At 49.5% G+C, this 13,175-nt stretch carries 11 protein-coding genes; 7 read left to right on the forward strand and 4 right to left on the reverse strand.

The genetic code is table 11. From position 1 onward, the window contains the following. Positions 1 to 26: 26 nt before the first annotated feature. Both UNDYM_RS11740 and UNDYM_RS11745 read right to left on the reverse strand, forming a co-directional pair. Positions 27 to 1,652, reverse strand: a complete 1,626-nt coding sequence (locus UNDYM_RS11740; protein ID WP_162041189.1) for an EAL domain-containing protein — start codon at positions 1,650 to 1,652, stop codon at positions 27 to 29. Positions 1,653 to 1,720: 68 nt separating this feature from the next. Continuing rightward, positions 1,721 to 3,043 carry an ATP-binding protein gene (locus UNDYM_RS11745; RefSeq protein ID WP_162041190.1) on the reverse strand — a complete coding sequence of 441 codons (1,323 nt, stop codon included), beginning with the start codon at positions 3,041 to 3,043 and terminating at the stop codon, positions 1,721 to 1,723. A gap of 644 nt (positions 3,044 to 3,687) precedes the next feature. Between UNDYM_RS11745 and urtA the strand changes: the two genes are divergently transcribed. The 6 genes from urtA (at position 3,688) to UNDYM_RS11775 (ending at position 10,227) form a co-directional block, all read left to right on the forward strand. After that, positions 3,688 to 4,941, forward strand: a complete 1,254-nt coding sequence (gene urtA, locus UNDYM_RS11750) for an urea ABC transporter substrate-binding protein (RefSeq protein ID WP_162041191.1) — start codon at positions 3,688 to 3,690, stop codon at positions 4,939 to 4,941. A gap of 99 nt (positions 4,942 to 5,040) precedes the next feature. Beyond that, positions 5,041 to 6,639 (forward strand): urea ABC transporter permease subunit UrtB, encoded by a 1,599-nt coding sequence (gene urtB / locus UNDYM_RS11755; RefSeq protein WP_162041192.1) that lies wholly within the window; start codon positions 5,041 to 5,043, stop codon positions 6,637 to 6,639. Continuing rightward, on the forward strand, positions 6,636 to 7,745 hold the full coding sequence (urtC, locus tag UNDYM_RS11760) for an urea ABC transporter permease subunit UrtC (RefSeq protein WP_162041193.1): 1,110 nt from the start codon (positions 6,636 to 6,638) through the stop codon (positions 7,743 to 7,745). Before urtB ends, urtC begins: the two co-directional genes overlap by 4 nt. A gap of 11 nt (positions 7,746 to 7,756) precedes the next feature. Next, a complete protein-coding gene (urtD, locus tag UNDYM_RS11765; RefSeq protein WP_197741927.1) occupies positions 7,757 to 8,599 on the forward strand; it encodes an urea ABC transporter ATP-binding protein UrtD in 843 nt (280 codons plus the stop codon). Positions 8,600 to 8,621: 22 nt separating this feature from the next. Then, a complete protein-coding gene (gene urtE, locus UNDYM_RS11770) occupies positions 8,622 to 9,320 on the forward strand; it encodes an urea ABC transporter ATP-binding subunit UrtE (protein ID WP_162041194.1) in 699 nt (232 codons plus the stop codon). A gap of 28 nt (positions 9,321 to 9,348) precedes the next feature. Beyond that, positions 9,349 to 10,227: an urease accessory protein UreD gene (locus UNDYM_RS11775; RefSeq protein WP_162041195.1), complete on the forward strand. Its 879-nt coding sequence runs from the start codon at positions 9,349 to 9,351 to the stop codon at positions 10,225 to 10,227. Here the strand turns inward: UNDYM_RS11775 and UNDYM_RS11780 are convergent. Continuing rightward, entirely contained in the window at positions 10,171 to 11,226 is a 1,056-nt protein-coding gene (locus tag UNDYM_RS11780) for an NAD(P)H-binding protein (protein WP_162041196.1), read from the reverse strand. The two genes, UNDYM_RS11775 and UNDYM_RS11780, sit on opposite strands and share 57 nt — an antisense overlap. A 97-nt stretch (positions 11,227 to 11,323) precedes the next feature. On the opposite strand from UNDYM_RS11780, the gene UNDYM_RS11785 reads away from it, so the two are divergent. Then, positions 11,324 to 12,220: a LysR family transcriptional regulator gene (locus tag UNDYM_RS11785; RefSeq protein WP_162041197.1), complete on the forward strand. Its 897-nt coding sequence runs from the start codon at positions 11,324 to 11,326 to the stop codon at positions 12,218 to 12,220. 5 nt (positions 12,221 to 12,225) lie between these two features. Here the strand turns inward: UNDYM_RS11785 and UNDYM_RS11790 are convergent, their stop codons facing one another. Beyond that, on the reverse strand, positions 12,226 to 13,170 hold the full coding sequence (locus tag UNDYM_RS11790) for a VTT domain-containing protein (RefSeq protein ID WP_162041198.1): 945 nt from the start codon (positions 13,168 to 13,170) through the stop codon (positions 12,226 to 12,228). Positions 13,171 to 13,175 lie beyond the last annotated feature (5 nt).

The following is a 13,175-nucleotide window of genomic DNA, read 5'->3' on the forward strand; positions in this document are numbered from 1 at the left end:
TTGAATATCCTGATTTGCATTGAATCTCAGTGGCGATGACGGTCATCAATGAGCATGACAATTTTGCCGGTTGATTTTTGTGTCGCCCCCAGGTTTTTCCATTGCGCATTGTAGAGTTGCCCCTGCACCTTGACGGGAAACCATAGCCCTTCAGAAGATTCCCGTATTCCGGGACCTGCGTCCGGTATCATGTAATCGATTTGACAGCCAAGCTCCAGTCTTGATGGAGGGATGATTTTTTCCGCTGAGCTATTGATGAATACCACCATGTCCTCGTCATCGACTGCAATGATGGGCAGGGGTACATACTGCAATACTTCGCGTACTATGCTCAGGCTGAGTTCGTCACGGCTGATTTGCTTTTGTTTTTGTTCCAGCATTTCTGCCAGTAATTTATTGGTATGGATCAGTTCCTGGTTGGTCGTTTGAACCTGTAAGGTCAGCCGCCGGTTTTCATCTTCCATTTCCTTGTAATGAAACGCTTCCCGGATATTGGCACGTATTTGCTCATCATCCCAGGGTTTGGTCAGAAATTTGTAGATTGCCCCTTCGTTAATGGCGTCAGTGATGTATTGAAGCTCGGTATAGCCGGACAAGATGATACGGATAGTGTCGGGATATTTTTGTTTGGCGCTGCGTAAAAAATCAACGCCTGTCATGATGGGCATTCTTTGATCAGAAATAATGACATCGACCCGGTTCTTTTCCAGGATTTCCAAACCTTCATGACCACCGCCAGCGGTCAATATGCGGTATTCATCCCGGCGCAACAGACGCTTGAGTGCACTCAGTATATTGGGTTCGTCATCGACCAGGAGGAGGGTACGCTCAGGTTTCCCCAGACGTAGTAAATGTTTGTCCAGGACATGGTTCTCGCCCAGGAAAAGCTGCATTTGCTCCGAGTTCAGAGGTCTTGCGAAGAAATGTCCCTGTATCTGGTCACACATATTGTCGCTCAGGAATTTGCATTGCGCCTCAGTCTCAACTCCTTCAGCAATAACTTTGATGCCCAGGCTGTGCGCCATGGATATTACAGCTCTGGTGATCGAGGCATCGTCAAGATTGTGCGGTAATTCCTGAACAAAAGATTGATCAATCTTGACAAAGTCAAACGGATAATGCTTTAGATAGCTCAGTGCAGAATAACCAGTACCAAAATCATCCAGAGCCAGGGTAAACCCCTGTTTTTTAAAATCGCTGAATGCTTTGTCTATTTTGTCACTACGATACATCAGTATCTGCTCAGTTATTTCCAGTGATACTTTATCTGGTGTGACTGCCATGCTCTCCAGTATTTCAGAAAGGCGACGGTTAAAGTCACTGCTTTGCAATTGTATGGGAGATATATTAATGGCAATGCAGGGTGGGTTCAGTCCCGCCAGATTCCACTGGGCGATATCCTTGCACACTTGCTTGATAATCCATTCTCCCAGACGCACGATGAGATCAGATTTTTCGGCAACCGGGATCAGTACTGCTGGCGGGATCCGGCCATGAATCGGGTGCTGCCAGCGTAACAATGCTTCCGCTCCTGCCACGTACCCAGTTTGCAAATCGACTGTGGGTTGATAGTGCAAGCTCAATGCTGCGGTATCGATAGCGGTATTAAGCTCCGCCTCTATATCGATTCCTTCTTGTTCTATCGTATTCATTGCGATAGTCCTGTGTAGTCTTCAATATGGTGTAGATGACGCTGCCTTTTGACAAACTGCAGGCTGTATCATGGCTCAGAGGGTGTGTTTATCTGGTTCAATGGTAACCAGACAGTGAAACAAGTACCTTTTCCCACAACGCTTTGTACATCGATACGTCCGCCATGTTTTTTGATGATGCCGTAGGAAAGCGATAAACCCAGGCCAGTGCCACTACCTACGGGTTTAGTCGTAAAAAAAGGTTCGAAGATGCGATTCAGATTTTCTTGCGGAATACCAGAACCAGTATCCAATACCTTGATCCATGCCATATCTTTCTCGCATCCTGTGCTGATTTTGATCATGCCGTTTTCTTTGATGGCATGTGAGGCATTCACCAGCAAGTTCATGACAACCTGATTGACCTGGGAAATAATGCATTTCACCAATGGAACCTGACCGTATTCCTTGACGACATTGGCTTTGTATTTGATCTCGTTTTTGACGATGTTCAGCGTGCTGTCTATCCCCTGGTGCAGGTCGGCTTCCTGCCAGTCTGTTTCGCCGACATGAGAAAAATCCTTCAAAGACTGCACGATATCTTTCACGCGTTTGAGCCCATCCATGGATTCGCGCACCAGATCCTGTATATCTTCCTTTAAAAATTCCAGGTCGGCCTTTTCTTTGAATTCTTCCATTTTTCTGGCGGCGTCTGGAGAAGACTGCTGCTGTATCAAATCCTCATACTGATTGATGACTTCAAATAATTTTTCTACGTAGTTTTGCAAACTGCCGATATTTGAATTGATAAAACCTATGGGATTATTAATTTCATGAGCGATACCAGCGGCCAGTTGGCCGACTGAAGCCATTTTTTCTGATTGCAATAACTGTTCGTGGGCCTCTTGCAGTTTTTTTATTAAAAGCTGCTGTTCTTCACCCTTTTTGAAGAGCGCAGCTTCCATCTCCTTGCGTTTGGTGATGTCAGTCAAGGAACCCACAACTTCAACAGGATTACCATCCTTGTCGCGTATCAGTCTCAGCATGTCATGCATCCATACATACTGGCCGCTGCGGCTCATGAAGCGATATTCGTAGGTTCTTTCACCTTCGGTAAACAATTTGGCAATGCTGGAGAAAATTTCAGGTACATCACTAGGATGTATATGCTCAAACCAAAAATTAGGGTCAGCAACCATTTCATCAGGATGGTAGCCAAGCACATGCAAGGCATTGTTGCTGACAAAAGTCATTTTGAAATCACCCGTAGGTACGCTGCTATAGATGATGGCTGGGGTATTGTCGATCAGGTATTGGAGTCTGGCATCCGTTGAGATACCTACGACCGAAGCGGGCTGTGGGGCAGCATTAGTTGCCGGTAGAACGCTGAATTCGTCGAATTGATTCACCATGACCACCATTAGGAAACAATCAATAAAAATATTGCTTTTTAAAATTCCCTTATGACTACATATTAGAGCAACAAGTATATAAAGTGCTATTTTTTTCAATCAGGTTTGACGGGTTTTAGTATTGCCGTGAGGGAATAATCACAAAAATGTCGGTTTTTAATGATAGTCATAATTTAAGCCCAATAAATCATGAGCTTACGTTAAATAACGTCAAATAATTAGCTGGTTAATCCTTGCTAATCATTTCTTTTTAATATCTATTTATGGGATGTTTTTCTGCTTAACATCCATATCAAGCACTTAAATCTCTATAAAAGAAAATTTTCTTATTTTCCGCACAATTTCGGCGCGAAGATGCACCGAAATGTGGAATTGCTATATGTTTAAGTTGTTTTTGCATCATTTTCATCAAGTTTTTCCGCTGTTTTCATTGAGTATATGCACTGAAATAGTTAGAAAATTTCTCTTGTTCCAGGCATGAGTGAGCTTGTTGACCCCTGTCTATACCGGATTTTCAACTGCGTAGTTATGGGGGATACACGAGGATCACTTTTTTGTTTTTAACAGTTGGCACGTTATCTGCTATCTGCCTTGATGGAAGTTCGGTTTTTCTTTCCATGACCTCACCACTATCAGGAGAAAACATGTCACGTCGTACTGTTTTGAAAGCAACTGCTGTCGCCGCAATGACCCTGGCCGCTTCTGGCTGGCTTACGCAGGCACAGGCCGCCGATACCATCAAGGTCGGCATTCTGCATTCCCTGTCTGGCACTATGGCAATCTCGGAGACATCTCTCAAAGATGTGGCCCTGATGACGATAGATGAAATCAATGCCAAGGGCGGTGTCATGGGTAAAAAGCTGGAAGCGGTGATCGTTGATCCAGCCTCCAACTGGCCGCTGTTTGCTGAGAAGGCCCGCCAACTGGTATCGCAAGACAAAGTATCCGTCGTGTTTGGTTGCTGGACTTCGGTATCACGTAAATCCGTCCTGCCCGTTTTCAAGGAACTCAATAGCCTACTGTTTTACCCGGTGCAGTATGAAGGTGAAGAGCTTGAGAAAAACGTTTTTTACACAGGTGCCGCACCTAACCAGCAAGCCATTCCTGCGACTGAATACCTGATGTCGAAAGAGGGAGGCGGTGCCAAGCGTTTTGTCTTGCTGGGTACTGACTATGTGTATCCGCGCACCACCAACAAAATCCTGCGCGCCTTCTTGCATAGTAAGGGAGTCAAGGATACTGACATCGATGAAGTGTATACCCCATTCGGCCACTCTGATTACCAGACCATCGTTGCCAATATCAAGAAATTTGCTGCGGGTGGCAAGACTGCGGTTATCTCCACCATCAATGGTGACTCCAATGTCCCATTCTATAAAGAACTCGGCAATGCGGGCTTGAAGGCAACTGATGTGCCTGTCGTTGCATTCTCAGTCGGTGAAGAAGAGTTACGCGGTGTCGATACCAAGCCATTGGTCGGTCATCTGGCCGCCTGGAATTACTTCCAGTCTGTAAAAAACCCGGTGAATACTGAATTCATCAAGAAATGGAAAGACTATGCAGTCGCCAAAAAACTGCCTAATGCAGCAACGGTGGTGACCAATGATCCTATGGAAGCGACTTATGTAGGTATGTATATGTGGAAGCAGGCTGTTGAAAAAGCCAAATCCACAGATACTGACAAAGTCATTGCTGCCATGGGCGGGCAGACTTTCAAGGCACCTTCCGGTTTTGAATTGACGATGGACAAAACCAATCATCACTTGCACAAGCCAGTCATGATAGGTGAGATCAAGGCTGATGGTCAGTTCAGCGTCGTCTATAAAACCAAGGCACCTATCCGTGCGCAACCATGGAGCCCTTACATTCCGGGTAATGAAGGTAAACAAAAACTGTAATTCAAGGACTGATATTTAAAGAGTGATGCAGACACTCAGGACTTCTATCACGACGTCCTGAGTGCTGCTCCGGATTTCCCATCCCTGACCTGGTTGCCTATGATATTTCGTAAAATCTGCGCGAGCATAGTCTTGTTCGTGTTCAGTCTGACAGCGCATGCGGCTATCGATGGCAAGCTTTTGCAGGCGCTGGCGGGTGAAGATCCTGATGCGCGTATTACTGCTGTCAACTCCATCGCGGCCATGGGTAATGAAAAGGCTGTGGAAGTATTGACTGCACTCAAAAATGAACAATTATTTGCCAGGGACGTCAACGTTTACCTGGTCGATGGTGAACAGGCAAAAGACCTTAGCACAGGGAAAATGCAAAAGCTGCCGGATGATGCAGAGGCAATCACCATCAATAACCGCCTGCGTGCCGCGCTGGATAGCGCACTGTCAGGCTTGAAATTATTTTCACCGGACAAAAATACCCGCCTCGTCGCAGCCACTGCGCTGGAAAAAGAAGCAACACCAGAACAATTGCCCTTGCTGAACAAAGCCTATCTGAAAGAAAACGATAGCGAAATCAAATCCCGTCTGCAAATGCTGATTGCCACCGCCAATTTGCAGGCCAGTGACACTGTGGTGCGCAAGGCAGCAGTCAAGGCTTTGCTGGATAGTCCCAATCCCAATTTAAAACCTGTGCTGCAAAAAATGCTGGCACAAAATCCTGATGGCAGTTACAACGAAGCCGATGCCAGCATACGCCTGGAGGCTGCTAACACTCTGAATGCCATCGATGGCCGTCTCGCGCGCATGGAATTTGTCGGAAATCTGTTCTATGGAGTATCGCTGGGCAGCGTGTTGCTGCTTGCTGCACTTGGTCTGGCAATCACCTTTGGTCTGATGGGCATCATCAATATGGCGCATGGCGAGTTGCTGATGATAGGCGCTTACACAACCTATGTCTGTCAGATGCTGTTCCGTAAATTCATGCCTGGCGCTGTCGATGCTTATTTGTTGCTGGCGCTGCCTGCCGCCTTCCTGGTTTCTGCCGCCGTTGGTATTTTGCTGGAAAGAACGGTGATACGCTGGTTATATGGTCGCCCGCTGGAGACTCTGTTATGCACCTGGGGTATCAGTCTTATCTTGATGCAGGCCGTGCGCTCGATTTTTGGTGCGCAAAATGTCGAGGTTGCCAATCCGTCCTGGATGTCGGGCGGTATTACGGTGCTGGGTTCGCTGGTGTTGTCTTATAACCGCATCATAATTATCTTCTTTGCCTTGTTCGTGGTGCTGACAGTCTGGCTGATCCTGAACAAAACACGCCTGGGCCTGTTCGTACGCGCCGTGACACAGAATCGCCGCATGGCTGATTGTGTAGGTGTGGCAACTGGCAAGATCGACATGCTGACTTTTGGACTGGGCTCGGGCATTGCGGGTCTGGGTGGTGTGGCCTTGTCGCAATTGGGTAATGTCGGCCCTGACCTGGGGCAAAACTACATTGTCGATTCTTTCATGGTCGTGGTGCTTGGCGGGGTAGGGCAGTTGGCGGGCACCGTGATTGCGGCTTTTGGCCTGGGTGAAGTGAATAAATTTCTGGAGCCGGTAGCCGGTGCTGTCATGGCCAAGATCGTCATCCTGGTATTTATCATCATTTTCATACAACGCAGACCGCAAGGCTTGTTTGCGCTCAAAGGCAGGAGTGTGGAATGAGTGCAACTACGACGATTGCAACAGCAAAGGGGCTGTTTTCCAAGCCTGCATGGACAGGCATATTGGTGTGTGCTGTGATCGCAGTATTGCTGCCTATCCTTAACCTGAGTTTTCCCGCTGGTCATGCCCTGCATATTTCCAGTTATACGATAGCTCTGGTTGGCAAGTTCATGTGCTATGCCCTGGCTGCGCTGGCGCTTGATCTGGTCTGGGGTTATACCGGGATTCTGTCTTTGGGACATGGCGTATTCTTTGCACTGGGTGCCTATGCGCATGGCATGTATCTGATGCGTGCGATTGGCCGTGATGGCGTTTATCAAAGCAATCTGCCAGACTTCATGGTTTTCCTGGATTGGAAAACCTATCCCTGGTATTGGGCTATGACAGACAGCTTCTGGTATTGCATGGCGCTGGTGGTACTGGTGCCTGGGGGCCTGGCCTTTATCTTTGGTTTCTTTGCCTTTCGCTCACGCATCAAGGGTGTATATTTTTCCATCATCACCCAGGCCATGACATTTGCTTTCATGCTGCTGTTCTTTCGTAATAACACTGGCTTTGGCGGCAATAATGGTTTCACTGACTTCAAGCGTATTCTGGGTTTTACCATCACAGCACCTGGCACCAAGGCAGCCTTGTACCTGATTACCTTGCTGATTTTATTGTCAGCCTTGTTCCTGTGCCGCTGGATAGTCACTTCCAAGTTGGGGCGCGTGCTGCAGGCTGTGCGTGATTCAGAATCGCGACTGATGTTCATCGGCTACAACCCCTTGTGGTTCAAGCTGTTTGTCTGGACCTTGTCCGCCATAATTTGCGGTATTGCCGGAGCCTTGTATGTGCCTCAGGTTGGCATCATCAACCCGTCTGAAATGTCACCAGCCAATTCGATAGAAATGGTGATCTGGGCCGCAGTCGGCGGGCGCGGTACTTTGCTGGGGCCTATCATTGGTGCTTTTACTGTCAACGGCTTAAAGAGCTGGTTCACAGCGGCTTTTCCGGATTTGTGGCTGTATGCCCTGGGCTTGCTGTTCATACTGGTGACCTTGTTCATGCAACAAGGTGTATTGGGCCTGGTGAATAAATTGAAAAAACAGCGGGAACCAGCATGACTTCTTATATGATGAGTGGCGTCTTGCGACCGGGGCAGCAATATGAAGGGGCTACCGGTGACCAGGGCGTGTCTTATGGCCGTATCAAACCGGAGGGAGTAGATACCACCCACGGCGCGATCCTTTATCTGGACGACATCGTCGTTTCATTTGACGGTTTCAAGGCCATCAATAATCTGAACCTGGATATCTCTGTGGGAGAACTGCGTTGCATTATCGGCCCCAATGGTGCGGGTAAGACCACGATGATGGATGTGATCACCGGCAAAACCCGGCCCACATCCGGTACCGCGTTCTTTGGCCAGACCATGGACCTGACACGCATGAGCGAAGTCGATATTGCCCATGCTGGCATAGGACGCAAGTTCCAGCGACCAACAGTGTTTGAGCAGCACAGTGTGTTCGAAAATCTTGAGCTGGCCATGAAAATGGACAAGCGCGTCAAAACCACCCTGTTTGCCCGTTTGAACAGCGAACAAAAAGACAAGATAACCGCCATCCTGGAATTGATACGCCTGAATGGGCAAGAACAAAGGCAGGCTGGCTTGTTATCGCATGGCCAAAAGCAGTGGCTGGAGATAGGCATGCTGCTGATACAGGAACCACAATTGATCTTGCTCGATGAGCCAGTGGCTGGCATGTCGGATGCAGAGACCGCACGCACTGCTGAATTACTCAATGAACTGCGCGGCAAGCATTCCATCATGGTGGTCGAGCATGACATGGGTTTTGTCACCGAAATTGCGCAACAGGGCAAAGTCACGGTTTTGCATGAGGGATCTGTACTTGCCGAGGGCACAATGGCGCAGGTGCAAGCCGATGAACGCGTGATTGAAGTCTACCTGGGACGCTAAAGGACGCTAATGAAAGCCAAGCATGCTTGAAGTCAAACAACTACATCAGCATTACGGTTCCAGCCACACCTTGCGTGGTATTTCACTGTCACTCAAAAAAGGTGAGTGCATGGCTTTGCTGGGCCGTAATGGCGTCGGCAAGACCAGCTTGCTGAAATGCCTGATGGGTGTTTTGCCCGTTACTGAAGGGACGGTCAGCTTTGAGGGCCGCGACATCAACAAACTCTCGCCACATGACAGAGCCAGGGCAGGGATAGCTTATGTGCCACAAGGGCGTGAGATTTTTGCCCGTCTTACCGTAGAAGAAAACCTGCTCATGGGCATGGCCAGCCTGCCTGCACGCAAGGCTGGCAAAATCAAGGATGAGGTATATCAGCTTTTCCCGGTATTGAAAGAAATGCTGCACAGGCGTGGCGGTGATTTATCTGGCGGCCAGCAGCAACAGCTCGCCATTGCCCGCGCCTTGCTGGCTGAACCCAAGCTCATCATCCTCGATGAGCCTACAGAAGGTATACAGCCATCCATCATCAAGGATATAGGTCGCGTCATCCGCCTGCTGCGTGAGCGGGGCGACATAGGCATCTTGCTGTGTGAGCAGTATTTCGATTTCGCCCGTGAACTGGCAGATCATTTTGTCGTGCTGTCGCGCGGTGAAGTGATCGCCTATGGCGGCCAGGAATTGATGGACGGTGATGACGTCAAGCGGCATCTGGCGGTATAGTGCAGTTTTTACCTATCGCTAGCTGAATATGGATGTCTGCAGTCCGGCATTACCCCCAAGCGCTACAAAATCACACTGGCAAGCCAGCCTGCAACTGGGCTTTAGCAAGGATGGCGATGTCACGCGCCTGACAGAACGTAAGCACAATGGCCCCCTGCGTGTGCAAAAACCTTTGTATCCTGAAGGGGATGAGGTTTGCCATGCCATCATCATCCATCCTCCAGGTGGGGTAGTCGGTGGCGACCAGTTGCAAATAGATGTGAAGCTGGCTGCTGATACCCATGCGCTGGTAACCACACCAGGTGCGGCAAAATGGTATCGCAGTAATGGCTACCTATCCGCACAACATATCAATCTGAAACTTGATGCAGGTGCCAGGCTGGAATGGCTGCCGCAAGAAACCATTTTTTTTGACGATGCCTGTGTCGATTTGCACCAGACCATCCACCTTGCGGCAGATGCGCGGCTGATTGCGGCTGATATTTTTTGCTTTGGCCGCACTGCCTCTGGCGAAACCTATAACAGCGGCAGAATAAAACAGCATTGCAGCATCTATCGTGAAGACAAAATGATCTGGCATGAACAGGGCAGTTTGCAAGGTGGCAGCGCTGCCATGCAAAGCCCGCTGGGTTTGAATGGCAAATCAGTGTCGGCCATGGTATTGGCTTCTGGTGTCATGCTGTCTGGTGAGCAATTGCAGGCTTTGCGCGAACAAACTTCGGCCTTTTTGTCGGAAGGTGAAGCGGACGCCCTGTGCGGCGTCACGCAAATGAAATCTGTCATTGTTGCACGCTACCTGGGCAACTCCAGCGAAGTTGCCCGGCTTTGGTTGCAACTGGTGTGGCAACATTTACGCCCTGTCGTGATTGGGTGTGATGCCAAAATTCCGCGCATCTGGAACACTTGATTCGTAACCTGCACTACGCTTGATGCAACCCAGGCCTGCCAGGCTGGAACGTACTGCCACATCCAGTGGTGTGCGTGGTTCTTCACCTAAAAAATCTACCAAAGCCTGGTTTGACATTTTGACTTCCGTACGCCACAGGTAACGCATTTCCAGCATTTCCTTAAAGGTTTGCTGGAAAGGTGCCAGCAAAGTGAATAATGGCCATGGGAACCAGCTTGCCTTCAATGTCGGTTGGCCAGTGACACGGCCGATTGCGGCGACCATTTGCTGGCCGTCATGATCCCAGTGGCCTTCCATGTGGAAGCGGGCAAAATTACCGAGTTCTTTTTCACGCTCCAGCAAACGCACCATGGTTTCAGCCACGTCAGGCAAGTATGCCCATTGATGACCAACGCCGGCACTGCCAGGGTAGCGCACTACACTCACTGGCTTGCCCGGTGTTACCAGACCTTGTGAAAACCAGTTGTTGGCAGCTTTGGGGCCAAAGAAATCACCAGCCCTGACGATGAGTGATTTGACACCCTTGCTGGAAGCCAGGCGCAGGCGGTGTTCCAGCTCTACCCGGATTTTCCCTTTTTTAGTGATAGGGAACTGTGATGCATTTTCTGCGATCAGCGGGAATGCATCGGGGCCGTAGTTATAAACAGTGCCTGGCAGCAGTATGCGTGCGCCACTGGCCTGGGCTGCTGCGATCGTGTTGTCTATCATAGGCAGTACCAGTTTCTCCCAGTCGCGGTATCCAGGTGGGTTGACTGCGTGGACGATGACAGATTTTCCTGCCGCAGCTTGCACCACATCATCCTGGACCATGACATCACCTTTCATCCAGATATGGGCTGCCGTTTTATCTTTCACCTGATCAGGATTGCGGTGCAGGGTAGTGACCTGCCAGCCGCGTTGCATCAGCAAGCGCGCCACTTCACCACCTACGCCGCCAGTTGCACCTAGTACCAGGGCTTGCTTATTGTTTTCGATCTTATTGGCTGTTTGCTGGTTCATTTTGTTACTCCTTAATGTTTGGTTGATGTAGTCATTGTGTATCTTTGCTAAGCTATATACAATTCTCTAAAACTGCATAGGTGATATACATTTCTGTATGGATGACAAGAATATCCACTGGGACTACTACCGTACTGCCCTGGCGGTGCTGGAAGAAGGCTCGCTATCAGGCGCTGCCCGTGCACTGGGCTTGACGCAGCCTACGGTAGGGCGGCATATCGAGGCATTGGAGCAGGCCCTGGGCACGAGTTTGTTTGTGCGCAATCAATCTGGCCTGTCGCCCACCATTGCCGCACTGGCCATGAAACCTTATGCAGAAAGCTTGCGGGCAACCGAAAGCGCCTTGCTGCGCAGCGTGTCTTCAGAAGCAAATGAGGTAAGAGGCACAGTGCGTGTTACCGCATCAGAAGTCATGGGCGTAGAAGTATTGCCCGGTATGCTGGCAGGCTTGCAGCAAAACTATCCAGAACTGAGCATAGAACTACAAATAACTAACCACACTCAGGATTTGCTCAAACGTGATGCGGACATTGCCATACGCAACACCGAACCCTTGCAAGATGCATTGATTGCCCGTCGAGCTGGTACGATCAGTCTAGGCTACTTTGCCCATGTCGATTATCTGTCGCGCCAAGGTATACCAGCTGATTTGATGGCACTGAAAAACCATAGCGTAATCGGCTATGACCGGGAGTTTCCCTATATCCGGGCTTTGCAAAAACGTTATCCGCAAGTGCAGCGCTCGGACTTTTCCTTGCGTGCTGATAGCGACCTGGTACAGCTTTCCGCTATACGCAAAGGTTATGGCATAGGTATTTGCCAGGTCGGCCTGGCCCAGCAACATACCCAGTTGCAACGTGTATTGGCAGATGAATTTCAAATTGACTTCCCCGTATGGGTAGTCATGCATGAAGACTTACGGTCCAGTCAACGTTACCGGACTACCTTTGATCATCTGGTCAAGGAACTGCAGGCCCTGCTGCAGAAGGCGTGAAGTACTCAAACCTTGATCAGCAAGTGCGGGTGCTGGGCAGACAATTCCTGCCATGCATCAAAACCGCCCGCAAAAGGCCTGACATCTTTAAATCCCAATTGCCTCAGGGTGTGAGCGGCATGCACGGCACCTGCATCGCCAGGGCAAGCGCATATCGTAATGATCATTTCATGCTGCGGCCAATGTTGGGCAGCATTGCCAACCTGCTTGACCTCACTGACCATGGCATGGGGTATGGTACCGGTTTCTGCAATCAGCGCCGGGCTACGCAGGTCTATGATATGGGGCAGAGCGCTGGTTTTCAGTATGTCTGACATTTCAGTCGCACTGAAATGAGGGATAGACGCAAGTTTTTCAAAGCGTTTCTTTTGCCAGAATTTCCAGGCTAGCCAGCTCAATATCAAGGCAATGAAAATTGCCGCAATACGTATACCCTGTGCCGATAAAAATACCAGACCAGCTTCAATTTGCGCCTGCAAGGCAAAGCCTGCCAGCAATGCCAGCCCTGCCCATAAAGCTGCGCCTGCGGCAGACGCCAGCATGAATGACGTACGCGGCATGCCCAAAGCACCAGCTACCGGTGGCGCCACAGTAGAAAAGCCGGGTATGAATTTGCCCACCACCAGCGACCACACACCCCATCGATGAAACCTTGCTTCGGTCTGATTCACACAAGAACCGGGGTTGATCGACATCTTGCATAAAAACTTCAGTACGCTGTAGCCAAATTTCTTGCCTGCCTGGTACCAGATCAGGTCAGCAATCAATGAAGCGCCTACCGCCGCCATCAACAACACCAGCAATTGCCCGGACTGAGTTGCCTGGCTGGCATTGAACATCATGGTCGGCACTGCTGGCACAGGCAAGCCCAGTTGCTGCAACAAGACGTTGACAAACACCATCAAACTATCGTTTTGACGAAAAAAATCTGCCAGCCAGCCTTGTTGCATATGCA

The organism is Undibacterium sp. YM2, from assembly GCF_009937975.1.
Taxonomy (GTDB): domain Bacteria; phylum Pseudomonadota; class Gammaproteobacteria; order Burkholderiales; family Burkholderiaceae_D; genus Undibacterium.